This window comes from Klebsiella sp. GFKo11 (assembly GCF_056490265.1).
Genome location: NZ_CM151369.1, coordinates 6,259,913 through 6,275,846, shown reverse-complemented (window position 1 = coordinate 6,275,846; position 15,934 = coordinate 6,259,913). Strand labels below are relative to the sequence as shown.

General features: G+C 53.7%; 18 protein-coding genes. 13 read left to right on the top strand and 5 right to left on the bottom strand.

The window, feature by feature from the left end; genetic code table 11:
- Positions 1-4 precede the first annotated feature (4 nt).
- Positions 5-451: a PTS fructose transporter subunit IIA gene (locus tag AC07P6_RS30040; protein ID WP_142512745.1), complete on the bottom strand. Its 447-nt coding sequence runs from the start codon at positions 449-451 to the stop codon at positions 5-7.
- A gap of 484 nt (positions 452-935) precedes the next feature.
- On the opposite strand from AC07P6_RS30040, the gene AC07P6_RS30035 reads away from it, so the two are divergent.
- The 7 genes from AC07P6_RS30035 (at position 936) to AC07P6_RS30005 (ending at position 5,903) form a co-directional block, all read left to right on the top strand.
- A complete protein-coding gene (locus AC07P6_RS30035; protein WP_142512746.1) occupies positions 936-1,916 on the top strand; it encodes a 6-phosphofructokinase in 981 nt (326 codons plus the stop codon).
- An 11-nt stretch (positions 1,917-1,927) separates the two neighbouring features.
- Positions 1,928-2,242 carry a PTS sugar transporter subunit IIB gene (locus AC07P6_RS30030; protein WP_110276106.1) on the top strand — a complete coding sequence of 105 codons (315 nt, stop codon included), beginning with the start codon at positions 1,928-1,930 and terminating at the stop codon, positions 2,240-2,242.
- Positions 2,235-3,602: a PTS sugar transporter subunit IIC gene (locus tag AC07P6_RS30025; RefSeq protein WP_478315333.1), complete on the top strand. Its 1,368-nt coding sequence runs from the start codon at positions 2,235-2,237 to the stop codon at positions 3,600-3,602. Before AC07P6_RS30030 ends, AC07P6_RS30025 begins: the two co-directional genes overlap by 8 nt.
- The gene (locus AC07P6_RS30020; protein ID WP_304254659.1) at positions 3,589-4,431 is read left to right on the top strand and encodes a class II fructose-bisphosphate aldolase; all 843 of its coding nucleotides are present in this window, start codon (positions 3,589-3,591) and stop codon (positions 4,429-4,431) included. Before AC07P6_RS30025 ends, AC07P6_RS30020 begins: the two co-directional genes overlap by 14 nt.
- Before the next feature lie 58 nt (positions 4,432-4,489).
- The gene (locus AC07P6_RS30015; RefSeq protein WP_304254660.1) at positions 4,490-4,759 is read left to right on the top strand and encodes a hypothetical protein; all 270 of its coding nucleotides are present in this window, start codon (positions 4,490-4,492) and stop codon (positions 4,757-4,759) included.
- A 155-nt stretch (positions 4,760-4,914) separates the two neighbouring features.
- Positions 4,915-5,352 carry a PTS sugar transporter subunit IIA gene (locus tag AC07P6_RS30010; protein WP_304254662.1) on the top strand — a complete coding sequence of 146 codons (438 nt, stop codon included), beginning with the start codon at positions 4,915-4,917 and terminating at the stop codon, positions 5,350-5,352.
- Entirely contained in the window at positions 5,349-5,903 is a 555-nt protein-coding gene (locus AC07P6_RS30005) for a P-loop nucleotide/nucleoside kinase family protein (RefSeq protein WP_478315332.1), read from the top strand. Before AC07P6_RS30010 ends, AC07P6_RS30005 begins: the two co-directional genes overlap by 4 nt.
- Positions 5,904-6,004: 101 nt before the next feature.
- Here AC07P6_RS30005 and AC07P6_RS30000 read toward each other — a convergent pair whose 3' ends face one another.
- Complete coding sequence (locus AC07P6_RS30000; protein WP_304254665.1) at positions 6,005-6,328, bottom strand: AzlD domain-containing protein; 324 nt, start codon at positions 6,326-6,328, stop codon at positions 6,005-6,007.
- Positions 6,328-6,987: an AzlC family ABC transporter permease gene (locus tag AC07P6_RS29995; protein ID WP_304254667.1), complete on the bottom strand. Its 660-nt coding sequence runs from the start codon at positions 6,985-6,987 to the stop codon at positions 6,328-6,330. Before AC07P6_RS29995 ends, AC07P6_RS30000 begins: the two co-directional genes overlap by 1 nt.
- A 100-nt stretch (positions 6,988-7,087) precedes the next feature.
- Here AC07P6_RS29995 and AC07P6_RS29990 point away from each other — a divergent pair, with 100 nt between their 5' ends.
- The 6 genes from AC07P6_RS29990 (at position 7,088) to AC07P6_RS29965 (ending at position 14,389) form a co-directional block, all read left to right on the top strand.
- Entirely contained in the window at positions 7,088-7,636 is a 549-nt protein-coding gene (locus AC07P6_RS29990) for a helix-turn-helix domain-containing protein (protein ID WP_478315331.1), read from the top strand.
- A 75-nt stretch (positions 7,637-7,711) separates the two neighbouring features.
- Complete coding sequence (locus AC07P6_RS29985; protein WP_478315330.1) at positions 7,712-8,707, top strand: substrate-binding domain-containing protein; 996 nt, start codon at positions 7,712-7,714, stop codon at positions 8,705-8,707.
- Positions 8,708-8,821: 114 nt separating this feature from the next.
- Positions 8,822-10,945 carry an alpha-galactosidase gene (locus tag AC07P6_RS29980; RefSeq protein ID WP_478315329.1) on the top strand — a complete coding sequence of 708 codons (2,124 nt, stop codon included), beginning with the start codon at positions 8,822-8,824 and terminating at the stop codon, positions 10,943-10,945.
- 41 nt (positions 10,946-10,986) lie between these two features.
- A complete protein-coding gene (locus tag AC07P6_RS29975) occupies positions 10,987-12,252 on the top strand; it encodes an oligosaccharide MFS transporter (RefSeq protein ID WP_478315328.1) in 1,266 nt (421 codons plus the stop codon).
- A 60-nt stretch (positions 12,253-12,312) separates the two neighbouring features.
- Positions 12,313-12,903 carry a maltose acetyltransferase domain-containing protein gene (locus tag AC07P6_RS29970; RefSeq protein WP_478315327.1) on the top strand — a complete coding sequence of 197 codons (591 nt, stop codon included), beginning with the start codon at positions 12,313-12,315 and terminating at the stop codon, positions 12,901-12,903.
- 106 nt (positions 12,904-13,009) lie between these two features.
- A complete protein-coding gene (locus AC07P6_RS29965; RefSeq protein WP_478315326.1) occupies positions 13,010-14,389 on the top strand; it encodes a carbohydrate porin in 1,380 nt (459 codons plus the stop codon).
- Positions 14,390-14,435: 46 nt separating this feature from the next.
- Here the strand turns inward: AC07P6_RS29965 and rhaM are convergent, their stop codons facing one another.
- Positions 14,436-14,750, bottom strand: coding sequence for an L-rhamnose mutarotase (gene rhaM / locus AC07P6_RS29960; protein WP_304254682.1), 315 nt, complete (start codon positions 14,748-14,750; stop codon positions 14,436-14,438).
- Positions 14,747-15,895, bottom strand: a complete 1,149-nt coding sequence (fucO, locus tag AC07P6_RS29955) for a lactaldehyde reductase (protein ID WP_478315325.1) — start codon at positions 15,893-15,895, stop codon at positions 14,747-14,749. Before fucO ends, rhaM begins: the two co-directional genes overlap by 4 nt.
- Between the last annotated feature and the right edge of the window lie 39 nt (positions 15,896-15,934).

The window sequence follows — 15,934 nt, the reverse complement described above, 5'->3', positions numbered from 1 at the left end:
TTCCTTATGAGGTTAAGGTCTGATTTAACAGCGCCAGCACCTGGTCGGCGTCGCCCTGTTTCAGCTGGTTGATAAAATCCTGATGGATAATTTTGCGGCACAGGGTGCCGATGATTTTGACCTGGTCGTCCTCGCCGGCCTGCGGCACGCCGAGGCAGATCCAGCAGTTGACGTCTTCGCCGTCGCTGGCTTTCCAGTCGACGTTGGCGGATTTACGCGCGAACAGGACGAAGGGCTGCTTCACGCAGGCGTTTTTGCCGTGAGGAACGGCGATGCCCGAACCAAAACCAGTGGAGTGCAGCTTTTCGCGCAGCAACAGCGTTTGCAAAAACTGATTACGGTCGCTGACGTAGCCGTTATGAAAGGCCATATCCGCCAGCTGCTTGAGGATGGAATAAACGCTATTGCCCTGAATATTCAGGTCAATACAGTTCGCTGTAAGGGCTGCCATGATGAGACTCCGTTAAAACCTAATTAATATGATTTTAACGTCGGGACGGCGAAGAGATGAGCGGCAATATGTCAGCGCGCAGTGACATTTTGCTCAGTAAGCGCGAGTGAGCTTTGTGCGCAGGCACACAATTCTAGTTCGTGCGTGTTAGCGGAAAAACGCGCTGTGAACCTTCCTGACGTAAAAAAATGCGCTATTTATCACATTTCTCTCTTTCCGCAAAAGTGGGATTACCGGGTAAACACACGCAACCCATGCAGGGAATTATCGGGCTAAGTAACTTAATGATCTTAAACAAAATAAAAAGTTAACTGTTAAGCCGATCTCACTTTATAAAAGAGATATTGATCACAAAAAACAGCGTGATAAAGCGGTTGTCAATATTAGGCTGGAGCAAAATTATCGGCATATTGTGATCTCTATTGCAAATAGCAGCCTTGAAGTCAGGGAAAAATGTTGGCAGAGAAAACAGCGGGGGCAGGTAATGAAAATTGGCATTGTTATCAGTGGTGGAGATGTTTCTGGAATTAATAATTTTATATTCCAGATTGCCAAAATGGCGAATGCTGAGATCACCATTTTTAATGGCGGAATACCTGGGCTGTTGGATAAAAATTATCAAGAAGTTGCCTGGCGCGATCTGGTTGATTTTTCGATTGCGGCTATTCCGATTATTACCTCCGGACGCACCAGTCGTAAATTGCTGCGCAGTGAATATGAAACGATCGCTAAAAAAATTAAGTCACTGCGCGTTGATGTGCTGATTATGGCCGGCGGCGACGGTAGCCTGCAGTTTCTCAATACGTTAAGTGAGTTTGATATTAACTGTTTTGGCGTCGGGATGACGATTGATAATGATGTATACGGCAGCGATTATACCATTGGTTTCTCTACCGCCTGTGAGCAGATTATTAAAGAAGTTTCCCGCTTAAGAAATACCGGCAGAGCATTGCCTGGTCGGGTATTTATGGTCGAAATATTAGGAGGTTATTGTGGAGAGTTAACGTTGCAATCGGCGATTAAATGTAACGCGGATATCGCCCTGATCCCGGAATCGCAGATGCCGCTGGCTGCGCTTGCCGAGCGCGTGAAGCAGAAGCTGGCAAAGCAGAACAGCGTCGTGATCCTGTGCTCCGAAGGCTACACCAGGGAGTATTCCCCCGGATTCCAGGGGGCTATTGATACCATGATTAAGCAGCTTGAACCGCAAATTGGCGTGCGTATTCGTAAAACCATTGTGGGCTACGGTTTACGTAACGGTGACCCGACCTGTGAAGAGATTTATCAGGGTACGATTATGGCCAGTGAAGTCGTTCGCTGCATTCAGTCAGGGATGAAAAATAAAGCCATTATTATTAATTCAAGTAACAAACCTATTCCGATTGACTTAGTCAGTATGAAAAAACGTCTGGTAGATACCGAAGGACACCATTATAAACTTGCCAAACAACTCAATATAATTTGAGGAGACCCTACATGCTGAAAATTCTTTGCGTATGTGGCTGCGGCCTCGGTTCAAGCTTTGCCATTGAAATGACGGCGAAAGCAGTTTTAAAGAAACTGGAAATTCCGGCGCATATTGAACATACCACCGTTTCTGAAGCCGGCGCGTTTAAATCCGATATGATACTCACGCAAAAAACCTTTGCCGATATATTAACGGCAGATGCCAGTGAGGAGGAAATTAAACGGGTGGTAGTATTGCATAAACTGACGGATAAAGACGAAGTTGAGGCCAAGATCGTCGCATTCTTAAAAGAACGTAACCTGAAGGTAGCGGACTATGAATAGCTTTGTAGAGTTTATCGTCAAAGATTTGCTCGGTCAGGCATCGATATTAATCGCGTTTATTGCGATGCTGGGCCTGATCCTGCAAAAAAAATCACCGGGCAAAACGGCGGAAGGGACATTTAAAACCCTGCTCGGTTTTTTAATCATGATGGCCGGGATTAATATTATTGTCGCCACGCTCACGTTTCTGAACGATATTTTCACTCAGGGATTCGGTATGAAAGGCTATATTACCGACGTTGCTGCTATCGCCGGGTTAGCCAACCGTGAATTAGGCTCTGAGGTGGCGCTGACGCTGCTGGTGATCTTTGCCGTCAATATTATTATCGCCCGCCTGACGCCGCTGAAATATATCTTCCTGACCGGTCAGGCATTGCTGTGGATGGCGACCATCGGGGCGGTGATTGGCTATAAAGCCGGACTGACCGGGTTCCCGCTGATCCTGACCGGCGGCATCTTTGGCGGCATTATGGCGGTACTGATGCCCGCGCTGGCGCAGCCGGTAGTCAGGCGTATTACCGGTTCTGATGACGTAGCGCTGGGGCACTTCTGTACCATCGGCTACCTGGTGCAAGCCGCCGTGGCGAAAGTGGTGGGTAAAGGTTCTCGCTCCACGGAAGACCTTGAACTGCCGGATAACTTTAAGTTCCTCCAGGATACCTATCTCGCGATGGCGGTGGTGATGGTGCCGATGTACCTCATCCCGGCGGTCGCGGCGGGCCCGGAATATATTGCTCAGTTCTCCAACGGTATTAATTACCTGATGTACGCCTTTATGCAGTCCATTCAGTTTGTGGTGGGTGTCTTCGTGCTCTACAGCGGCGTTCGCTTACTGCTTAATGAACTGGTTCCGGCATTTCGCGGTATCGCGATGCGCATTGTCCCGGACGCTAAGCCCGCGCTGGATTGCCCGGTTCTGTTTCCCTATGCGCCTAACGCAGTGATCGTCGGGTTCCTGGCGACCACCGTCGGCTCCATCATCGGCATGCTGGTGTTCCCGATGTTCGGCCTGGCGATGATTCTGCCCGGTCTGTTGACCAACTTCTTTGCTGGCGGTACGGCGGGCGTGTTTGGTAACGCGCTGGGCGGCCGCCGTGGGGCGATGATTGGCGGCGTGGTTCACGGCCTGTTTATCACCTTCCTGCCTGCGATTCTGGTGCCGATGCTCGAAAGCTACGGCTTTACCGGCGTCACCTTCAGCGATTCTGACGTGATCAGTTCCGGTCTGGTATTGGGCCACGCTTTCCAGAATAACTGGTTGTTTGTCGCCTTATTCATTGTTTTTGTTGCCGCACTGGCATGGTTCGTAAACGGTAAATCAGCGAAGCCGAAAGGGGAAAATGCTCATGAGTCTGTATAATTTCAACGATATTCTGAAAATTGCGCAGGAAAGAAAATTTAAAGCGATTGGATCGTTTAATTTGCACTGTATTGAAATGCTGCCCGCTTTTTTTAAAGCGGCGCAAAAAAGCAATAGCCCATTAATGATTCAAATCTCGACCGGGACGGCGGAATATCTTGGCTATCGTTTACTGGTGGATGCCGTTTGTTCATTAGCGGAAAGTGAAAATGTGCCGACCTGCCTGCATCTGGATCACTGCTCCGATATTAGCGCGATTGAAACGGCAATGGACGCCGGTTTTTCATCGGTGATGTATGACGGCTCGCACCTTGGGCTGGAAGAAAACATCGGCAATACGCGGATAGTGGTGGAGATGGCTCGTCCGCGAAATATCACCGTTGAAGGCGAACTTGGCGCTATCGGCGGCTCGGAAGATGGTAAAGCCGTTGCTGCGGAAGATATCTGCTTTACCACGGTGGAAGACGCGAAACGTTTTGTGGATGAAACGCAGGTCGATATGCTGGCGGTCTCCGTGGGGACGGTACACGGCCTGTATACCGGCAAGGCGCAGATCCAGCATCAGCGGCTGCAAGAAATTAGCGCCGCTACCGGCGTGCCGTTAGTACTCCATGGCGGTACCGGCGTCAGCGATGAGGATATGCGTCTGGCCGTCACTGAGGGCATCAATAAAGTGAATGTTGGCACGGAAATGAACGTCCAGTGGGTCGATCAATGCAAAACCACCTTTGAAAAAGGCAAAGTGAATGACAGCGTGCGCAAGTTTTTAATTCCAGCGAATAATGCAGTCACGCATGTATTAATGGAAAAAATCGCCCTGTTTAAATAAAACCTTCGTTATTTAATGGTATTCCGTTGCCCTGTAGTCCGTCAGGGAGGAGCTCGCTATGTTTGAATCTTTAAAAACGCTGTGGAAAAAAGAAAATAACCCGCCGCAGGATTATGACCAACAGGCCAGCCAGCTGGCGGAGGAAATAACCCGGCTGGAAGGCGAATTACAGGGCAACCCCGGAAATGGCGAAGTACAGAAAGCATTAATGCTGATTTATAACCGTGCGCTGTCGGTGTATGCCAAAAGCAAAACACATCGGCAAGAGATAGATGCGCTTTTTATTCGCATTGATGAGTTGCGTAACACTATTCGCCGTAATATTTAGAACCTGTTCATTAGGCTATCTTGTTTGCCAGTTTGAACCAGGGCAGTGCTCAAAATCCTCACGTACTACGTGTACGCTCCGGTTTTTCCGCGCTGTCCGTGTCCAAACCGCCTGCACCGATAACGCCTACTGATATAGGCTCTTAAGGAGTCGTAATGACAATAAAAGAGTTACTTATTGAGGCCGATGCCATTCAGGTCGGCGTCACGGAGTCCGACTGGCAGAAGGTGATTCATCTGGCCGCCAGTCCGCTGGTAGCAAAAGGGTACATTTCGGCGGATTACGGCCAGGCGGTCATTGATAATACTCTGCATCATGGTGCGTATTACGTTTTTGATGAAGGGGTGGCAATCCCTCACGCCAGACCGGAATGCGGCGTAAAGCGTAACTGTTTTAGTCTGGTGGTGCTGAACAAACCGATTCAGTTTGCCGACAGCGAGAAGGCTGACATTGTCATTATGTTTGGTGCCCAGGACAGCAATGCTCATATCGAGGAGGGGATCCGCGCGATTATCGCGTTGCTCGATAATAACGAAACGATGACTAAGCTGCGGGCCGCCAGCAGCCGGGAGGAGGTCGTCGCGCTGTTATGAACAGACATCTCACTCCAGGCGGCAAAACGGTGATTTTAATTAACGGCATTCCCGCATCGGGTAAAAGCACCGTCACCCGGCAGCTCTCGGCAACATTTAATCTGCCGCTGCTGACCATTGACGGTATTAAAGAGCCCTTTATGGCGCGTTTTACTGATATTGATCGACCCTTCAACCGGCAGCTGGGCTGCGCCGCCTATGAGGTTATCTGGTCGATTGTCGGTCAGTCTCCGGCGGGCTGCGTCTGGCTGGTAGACGCCTGGTTTGGTTTTCAGCCGCGTGAAACATTGCAGCAACTGCTCCAGCAGGCTGGTGTTGAAAAGGTCCTTGAGGTCTGGAATCACATCTCGCCAGAACTTGCGGTATCGCGCTACGCCACGCGGTTGCAGGATCGCAAACCGGGACATCCGGGTGAAGAGTATCTCCCGGAGCTTCACGCGCTTGCCGAACGAGCGCAACCGATGCGCCTGGGGCCGGTGTTCACGATAGATCAGCAGCAGCCTCTGGAGATTACATCCGTTACCTGTTGGATCGAAGCGCAAATACAGTAAGACGTATAATTTGTTGATATATCGGGTTTTTTAGGCCGGGTAAGGCGCTAGCCGCCACCCGGCAGAAATGCACGCGCATCATCTAAATGCAAAATCGCTTTTTAATGTATCCCCGCCATCCGCAGCAGCGCCGTTACCACGGCGGCGGCAATAATCACCACAATCAGCGGCATCTTGCGCCAGGCGAGAAACACCGCGAAGCCCACGCCCAGCACCCGCGCCATGCCGGCAAAATGTTCGCCTTCATAAAAGGTGGTCGCCAGCGCGACGGAAAAGAGCAGCACCGTCGCCGCATCGGAAAGCAGCGCCTGAGAACGTTCGGAAAAGGCTAAACGGCTGCCGAGCTTTGCCCCACCTAAACGCATTAAATAGGTTCCCAGAGATAGCACGGCAATACCGGCAATAAATAGCGTCATATTGCCCATTATTTTTTCCTCGTCAGCAGGCCAAACAGCGACAGCAGGACCGGCAGGCCAACCGGCGCAAAGGGTACCGCGGCCAGCGATAGCGCCGCTCCGCTGCAGGCGCGGATAAGCGTAGTGAGGTTTTTAAATGCCGGAACCACCAGCGCCAGCAGAATCGCGGGGAATACCGCATCGAGGCCGATGGTCTCCGGTGCCGGGAGCAGCTTGCCGACGCCCGCACCTAAGAGTGCTCCCAGCGGCCAAATCAGCGCTACGCCCAGACCGCATAGCCAGTAGGCAGCCCGGCGCTGTTCGGGTGTTTTCTGCGACAGACCAAACACCACGCTTTCGTCGTTCATGATGTGGCAACCGAGGAGGCTGGCGGCGCGCTGGCCGACCAGATCGCGTACCGTGACGCCGAAAGGAATATGGCGGGCGTTAACCAGTAAACCGGCCGCTGCCGCTGCCAACGGGTTGCCGCCGCTGGCGACAATCCCAATAAACATAAACTCAGAGGCACCCGCCAGCACGCAAACCGAGAGGACAAAAGGCACCCAAATGGGAAAACCATAGGCGATTGCCAGCGAGCCGTAGGACATGCCGACGATGCCGACCGCCAGGCAGACTAAAACAATTGCTTTGATGGTGTCGCCTTTGAGGCTGGCGAAGTGCTGCTTCATACTCTTTAGCCATATCGAACGAATTTCCATTATAATGAACGCAACAGAATTGCATTTCAAGACGAACGAATCGTTCGTTATAAAAAACACGGAGCCGTGTATGACCCAGCCAATCAGCCTGATTGCCAAAAGTCTGGTACGTGAACGTGCGCGCACCGGGCTTTCCCTCGCCGAAGTTGCGCGGCGGGCGGGAATTGCCAAATCGACGTTATCGCAGTTGGAGTCCGGCAACGGCAACCCGAGCCTGGAGACCCTGTGGGCGCTTTGCGTGGCTCTCGATATTCCCTTCGCTCGTCTGCTGGAGCCGCAGGTCAATACGACCCAGGTGATCCGTCGTGGCGAGGGGACGAAAGTTATCGCCGAGCAGGCACACTATCAGGCGATCCTCCTGGCTGCATGCCCGCCGGGCGCACGGCGCGATATCTATCTCTTGTTGACCCAGCCGGGAGCGGACCGTATTTCACAGCCGCATCCGCCGGGTTCGGTGGAGCATATTATTATCACTCAGGGACGCGCGCGGGTTGGCCTGACGGAAGCGCCGGAAGAACTGGGCGAAGGGGATTACATCTGCTATCCCGCAGACCGGGAGCACGTTTTCCAGGCGCTGGAGCCGGACACCCAGGCGCTGCTGGTAGCCGAGCAGAACTAGTCACGGCGGCAGGCTGGACGCCATGGCCGTATTGCGGGACACTAGCTGCATTCTCCCGCGAGGACAGGGATACTTATGTCGTTGAAAGCCATTGCTAAAGAACTTGGGATCTCGGTGACCACCGTCAGTCGTGCGTTAAACGGCTATGACGACGTGTCGCAGGAGACGCGCGCTCGCGTGGAAGCGGAAGCACAGCGTCGCGGATATCGCCCGAATACCTTCGCCCGTCGCCTGAAGATGGGCAAAATTGACGCGGTTGGCCTCGTGTTTCCCGTGCGTCCTGCGCCGCTGAATAACAACGTTTTTCTCGATATGGTCGGTGAAATCAGCCACGAGCTGGCGCGCTATGAGATTGATTTACTGCTGATTGCCGATGATGAACAAGCCGACAAGCACGGGTATATGCGTATGGTGCAGAGTCGTCGCGTCGATGCGTTGATTGTCGCGCATACCCTCGATGACGATCCGCGTCTGGCGCAGTTGCTCTCATCAGGTTTTCCTTTTCTGGCCCTGGGCCGCAGCCGCCTGCCGCAGCCTTACGCCTGGTTTGATTTCGACAACCAGGCCGGAACCTATCGCGCCACTCGCCACCTGATTAGCCAGGGGCACCGGCGCATCGCGTTATTGAGCGAAAATAATAATCAGGCGTTTATCACTCAGCGTCGCAACGGCTACCTGCAAGCGCTACGCGAAGCCGGATTAGCCGAGGACTGGCTGCGCAGCGTGTCGCCAACCCGGCGTAGCGGGTTTCAGGCAACTATGGAGTTGTTGCGTTTGCCTGAACCGCCCACGGCGATTGTCACCGATTGTAATAGCCATGGCGATGGCGCGGCGATGGCCCTCGCTCAGTTGGGACGTCTTATCGGCGAAAATCGTGTCGCGTTAGTCGTTTACGATGGCTTGCCGCAGGACAGCATCATTGAAACCCCGGTTGGCGCGGTGATTCAATCCACCCGGCAGGGCGTTGGGCGCCAGATAGCCAGCATGGTTCGTCGCCTGATTGCCGGTGACGATCTCGCCTCTCTCCAGGTGCTCTGGCAGCCTGAATTTATCCCCGGTGAAACCGCCTGATTCCCTTCCCATCAGATTAATTTCCTGAACTCGATCACGGATCCGAAACGTTTTGGTTGGCGTCCGAAACGTTTCGGATCAACAGTAAGGCATTCCTTGTTGTGGAGATGTCTGATGTCTGATTCGATTTTACGCCTGCAAAGCGCAGCCGCCGATGTGGTGATAAAAACCCATCCGTTCGCCGAAATTATCTACTGGGGGCCGCATTTAAGTCACTTTTCGCCGCAGGATGCGGTCAGTCTGGCTCGTCCGGTCGCCAATAGCCGCGTGGATGTTGATTCACCGCTGACCTTAATGGCCGAGCTGGGTCACGGTCTGTTCGGCGCGCCGGGTATTGAAGGTCATCGCCAGGGTCTGGACGCCTCGCCGATTTTTACCACCACCGATGTGGTGCAGGATGGGCAAAATTTAACGATTACCAGCGAAGACTCGCAGGCAGGCCTGCGGTTATGCAGTGAAATCCAGCTCGACAGCAGCGGCGTACTGAGCGTTCGTCATGGTTTAACCAACCTGCGCGCGCAGCCCTGGCAGGTGGACCGTCTGGCAGTCACGCTGCCAGTCGCCGAGCGTGCCCGCGAAGTGATGGCCTTTCATGGCCGCTGGATCCGCGAATTCCAGCTCCATCGTCTGATTCTGGAGCATGACAGCTTCGTGCTGGAAAACCGCCGTGGGCGCACCTCTCATGAACATTTTCCGGCGCTGATTACCGGTAGCAAAGCCTTTAGCGAGATGCAGGGCGAAGTGTGGGGCGTGCATCTGGGCTGGAGCGGCAACCACCGTCTGCGGGCAGAGGCCAAAACCGATGGTCGCCGCTATCTGCAGGCGGAAGCCCTCTACCTGCCGGGCGAAATGGCGCTGGCGGAAGGCGAAACGCTGTGGACCCCGAACCTCTACGCCAGCTACTCCGCGCAAGGGCTGAATGGCATGAGCCAGCAGTTCCACCGCTACCTGCGCGAACAGATTATTCGCTTCCCGGATAACAAACCACGCCCGGTGCACCTCAATACCTGGGAAGGGATCTATTTCGACCACGACCCGCAGTACATCATGCGCATGGCGGATGAGGCGGCGGAGCTGGGCGTCGAGCGCTTTATCATCGATGACGGCTGGTTTAAAGGGCGCAACGACGACTGGGCGGCGCTCGGCGACTGGTATCTCGACGAGAAAAAATACCCTAACGGCCTGGCCCCGGTTATCGACCACGTTAAGTCGCTGGGAATGGAGTTTGGTATCTGGGTTGAGCCGGAAATGATTAACCCGAATTCGGATTTGTATCGCGCACATCCGGATTGGGTGCTGGCGCTGCCGGGTTATACGCTGATCCCTGGGCGTCATCAGTTTGTGCTGAACCTGAATATTCCTGAAGCCTTTGACTATCTGCTGGAGCGGATGAGCTGGCTGCTGGGCGAGCACGCCGTGGACTATGTGAAGTGGGATATGAACCGCGAGCTGGTGCAGCCCGGGCATAATGGCAAAGCCGCTGCCGATGCGCAGACCCGCCAGTTCTACCGCCTGCTGGATACGCTGGTGGCTCGTTTCCCGCATATCGAATTTGAATCCTGCTCCTCCGGCGGCGGACGTATTGACTATGAAGTGCTGAAGCGCAGCCATCGCTTCTGGGCTTCCGACAATAACGATGCCCTGGAGCGCAATACCATCCAGCGCGGCATGAGCTACTTCTTCCCGCCTGAAGTGATGGGCGCGCACATCGGCAACCGCCATTGCCACGCCACCTTCCGCCAGCACAGTATCGCTTTTCGCGGCCTGACGGCGCTGTTCGGTCATATGGGCCTTGAGCTGGACCCGGTGAGCGCCGATGAACAAGAACGCGCGGGCTACCGCAAATATGCGGCGTTGCACAAGCAGTGGCGCGATTTAATCCATCACGGCGTGCAGTGGCGGGCTGATATGCCGGATGCCACGACGCTCGCGCACGGCGTGGTCAGTGAAGATAAGAGCCAGGCGATTTTCCTCGTCAGCCAGCTGGCGATGCCGGACTACACCCTGATGGCGCCGCTGCGCGTGGCGGGACTGGACGCAGGCGCGCGCTATCAGGTGACGCTGCTCGATGATCCAGACATTCAAATTACCGGAGAGGGCGGCCATACGATGCGTAAGCTGCCGGAATGGATGACGACGCCGCAGACCGTAAGCGGCGAGTGGTTACAACAGGCGGGACTGGCGCTGCCAATCCTTGACCCGGAAAGCGCCATTTTGATTGGCCTGCAACGCGTTTGATGGTGACGGGCCGCGAGTCGGCCCTTTTTGAGGAATACACAATGAACCCGACCGTCTGTACCCATAAAAACAACCCCAATTTCTGGATTTTCGGGCTGTTCTTTTTTCTCTACTTCTTCATTATGGCCACCTGCTTTCCGTTTTTGCCGATCTGGCTATCGGATGTCATTGGCCTGAATAAAACCGAGACCGGTATCGTTTTCTCAAGCTTGTCGCTGTTCGCTATCTGCTTCCAGCCCATCCTGGGCGTGATTTCCGACAAGCTCGGGCTGAAAAAGCATCTGATGTGGATAGTGACCGTGCTGCTGGTGCTGATCGCGCCCTTTTTCCTCTACGTTTTTGCGCCGCTGTTGAAAACCAATATCTGGCTCGGCGCGCTAAGCGGCGGTGCTTATATTGGCTTTGTTTTCTCCGCCGGTGCCGGGGCGATGGAAGCCTATATCGAACGCGTGAGCCGCAATAGCGGGTTCGAGTACGGCAAGGCGCGTACCTTTGGCTGCCTCGGCTGGGCGCTGTGCGCGACCACCGCGGGGATGCTGTTCAGCGTAAACCCGGAGTGGGTGTTCTGGATGGGATCGGCTGCCGCGCTGGTGCTGGTTGTGCTGGTGGCTATCGCTAAACCGCAGGCCAGCCAGAGCGCCCAGGTGATGGATTCTTTGGGCGCGAATCGCCCGGCGGTGGATTTAAAAACCGCCGTGAGCATGTTCCGCCAGCGCAAAATGTGGATGTTTATCCTCTACGTGATTGGCGTAGCCTGTGTGTATGACGTCTTCGATCAGCAGTTTGCCACCTTCTTTAAATCCTTCTTTTCCACGCCGGAATCGGGTACCCGCGCCTTTGGTTTTGCGACCACCGCCGGGGAAATTTGTAACGCGATAATTATGTTCAGCTCGCCGTGGATTATTAACCGCATCGGGGCGAAGAACACGCTGCTGATTGCCGGGATGGTGATGGCGGCAAGGATGATTGGTTCCTCATTCGCCACGACTGCTGCGGAAGTGGTGGCCCTGAAAATGCTCCACGCGCTGGAAGTGCCGTTCCTGCTGGTGGGCGCGTTTAAATATATTACCGGTGTATTTGATGTCCGGCTGTCGGCGACGATTTACCTGGTCGGTTTCCAGTTTTCCAAACAGGTGGCGGCGATTTTCCTCTCCGCTTTTGCTGGCAATATGTATGACCGCATCGGCTTCCAGGACACCTATATGATCCTCGGCGGAATTGCCCTGGCCGTCACGCTAATATCCGCCTTTACCTTATCGGGTAAGGCCAAGTCGGAAAAGATTAGCGATAACGCCATGACGGTTTGATAAAACGATGAATTAATGGCTTCACAGGGATGTGTTAAATAAATGGGGAATAGTTAAACGATGGATATGAGAAAAATCATGAATAGCGGAGAACTCTATTCTGATGCGGGTCATGGATTACCCGAACAGCGGTTAATGGGAAAAGCTCGGGCCTATGAATATAATCACTCGCACCCTTTTGACCAGGAATTAAGAAACGATATTATCCAACGGATGTTTGCCAGCGTGGGTAAAAAATGCTGGATCGAACCGCCGGTGTATATTGCCTACGGTATTCACACGACTATTGGCGATAACTTCTACGCTAATTTCAATATGACGCTGGTCGATGACGCTGATATTACTATTGGCAATGACGTGATGTTTGCGCCAAACGTGACTATTTCCACCGCCGGACACCCGGTCCATCCGACGCTGCGCCACACGCAACAGTTCTTCTCGCAGCCGGTGGTTATTGAAGATGGCGTCTGGCTGGGCACGGGGGTGATTATCAACCCCGGTGTCACTATCGGCAAAAACTCGGTGATTGGTGCCGGCAGCGTGGTTAATCGCTCAATACCGGCAAACGTGGTCGCCGCCGGGATACCTTGCCGGGTATTAAGAGAAATCACCGATGAGGATAAAAATAAATATCAGCTATTTGTGGAGTGATAATATATAAAATAAAAATTTAAACTTTCCTTATCATATAAAAATAGAAATAAACACAGGTGAGTTTTCTACTCACCTGGCCCTCTTTTACCTCCGGAAAATAAAAATGAATAAAAAAGCATTATCGATAGCCATTGGTTTATGTCTGATAGCAGGTTCGGCGGTGGCGAAAAATAATTCACTGACGCTGGAACAACGAATGGAGCAGCTTGAAGCGCGGCTTGCCGCCGCCGAAAGCCGGGCGACCATCGCGGAAAGCCAGGTGCGAGAATTACAGGATAAACAGAATGCCTCTATGCAGGTCGCACAGAATACGGTACCGGTAAAAAGCCAGACCCCTGTCGCTGAGAGTAAAAAGAATATTTCGGCCCCTGAGCTTAAATTATCCGGCTATGGCGACCTGAAAATTTATGGTGATGTTGAATTTAATATGGATGCGGAAAGTAAACATGGCCTGCTGGCGATGACCAACGCTGATGTCGGCAGCGACCCAACCTACGACAACTGGGATTTAAATGGCCGCATTCTGCTGGGTTTTGACGGTATTCGCAAAATGGACAAAGGCTATTTTGCCGGGTTCTCCATTCAGCCGCTGGCGGATATGACAGGATCGATGAATCTTGATGATGCCGTTTTCTTCTTTGGTCAGGAGAACGACTGGAAGGTCAAAGTGGGGCGCTTTGAAGCTTACGATATGTTCCCGCTGAATCAGGACACCTTCGTTGAGCACTCGGGGAATACCGCCAACGACCTGTACAGCGACGGCCATGGCTACATCTATATGATGAAAGAGGGGCGCGGTCGCTCTGACGCAGGCGGCAACTTCCTGCTGAGTAAGCAGATAGATAATTGGTATTTTGAGCTTAACACTCTGCTGGAGGACGGTACTTCGCTGTACAACGACGGCGGCTACCACGGCCGCGATATGGAGCAGAAAAAGAACGTTGCGTACCTGCGCCCTGTCGTGTCATGGGCGAAGGATGAATTCTCCGTTGCGGCGGCAATGGAGGCCAACGTAGTGCAGAATGCCTACGGTTATCACGATGCGCAGGGCAACTTTGTCGATCAGTCCGATCGTACCGGCTACGGCTTGACCATGACATGGAACGGTCTGAAGAGCGACCCGGACAACGGCGTGGTGGTAAACCTGAACACCGCTTATATGGACGCCAGTAACGAAAAAGATTTTACCGCCGGGGTGAATGCGCTGTGGCAACGCTTTGAGCTGGGATATATCTACGCGCATAACAAAATCAGCGATTATGCCGGAGTGATTTGCGATAACGACTGTTGGATTAAAGACGAAGGCACCTACAATATTCATACTTTCCACGCCTCGTATCAAATCCCGAACGTGATGAATATGCAGAACTTTAATATTTATCTCGGTGCTTATTACTCTATCTTGGATAATGACAATAAGCTGAGTCAGGGTGACGACGACGACCGCTACGGCGCGCGGTTGCGCTTTAAGTATTTCTTCTAACGTCCTGAAAGATTGCCCCGCTAAACGCAGCAGGGCAGTCATGGCTTTAATCCAGATAAAACACTTCTTTCAGCTCTGCGCTCACCGGGCTGTTGTCCGGGTTCGCTGGCATCACATCGCACATATATTTCCACCAGCGCTGGCACACTTCGGTACTGGCGACGGCGTTCCAACGTTCTTCCGATTCAATCTCTACCGTGGCGAACAGCAGGTTGCGCTCTTTATCGAGGTAAATTGCGTAGTGGTGCGCGCCGTGGGCCTTCAGCACCGCTTCCAGCTCCGGCCAGATCGGCGTGTGGCGGCGCTGATACTCTTCATGGGCGTCAGGGTTTACCTGCATAACGAAAGCTTTGCGGATCATAATGCCTCCAGATACAGCGCGCGAACTTCGTCACGGCTGGCGGTGCGCGGGTTGCATGGTGCGCACGGGTCGGCCAGCGCCTTGTCCAGCCAGCCTTCAATGTCCTCTTTGCTGACGCCAAGCTGGCTGAAGCCCTGCGGAATACCGACGCGCTTGCTCAGGGCGCGGATGGCATTGATCGCTTCCATGCTGGCAGCTTCATCGCTCATGCCGCGGGTCTCGACGCCCATTGCCTGCGCCACGCGAGCAAAGCGCGCGACGGCGTTCGGGCGGTTAAAGTTTTCGATGATCGGCAGCAGGATGGCGTTGCACACGCCGTGCGGCAGGTTATGGGTCGCCCCCGGCTGGTGAGCCAGCGCGTGAACCAGGCCGAGACCGGCGCTGTTAAACGCCATGCCCGCGAGATATTGACCAAAGGCCATCTGCTCACGGGCTTCGAGGTTATGTCCGTCGTCCACGGCTTTCGGCAACCACAGGTTGATCAGGCGAATCGCTTCCAGGGCGTTGGCGTCGGTCAGCGGGTGCGCGCCCACGGAAACGAAGGCTTCAATGGCGTGAGTCAGCGCATCCATGCCGGTGGCGGCGGTGATGGAGGCCGGAATGTCCAGCATCACGCTGGCGTCATCAACGGCGATATCCGGGATGATGTTCGGGTCGATAATCACTTCTTTAACCTGACGTTCGGAGTCGATGATCACCGCGTTGCTGGTCATCTCCGCTGCCGTTCCGGCGGTGGTGTTGATCGCCACCAGCGGCACGCCGGCGTTTTTCACCTTGCCGACGCCGGAGTAGGCGGTGGACGGTCCCGGATTGGCAGTGAGGATTTTCACCGCTTTGGCGGTATCAATTGGGCTGCCGCCGCCAAAGGCGATAATAAAGTCGCAGTTTGCTTCCTGATACGCCGCGTAGCCTTTTTGCACCAGTGCTTCGGTCGGGTTGGGGAATACTTCGTCAAACAGATGATATGACATCTGCTGAGCGTCCAGCGCGGCAAACAGGCTATCGAGCAGGCCCATTTTGACCAGATGACCGTCGGTGACGATCAGCGCTTTACCCCACTGTTTGCCCGCCACCAGCTTGATCATATCGCCGATTGCGCCCGCGCCGTGAAGGCTGATTTTAGGAAGTGCCAACATAAAACTCATGATAATTCTCCTTGATATCTATTTTGTGAAATCCGTTTC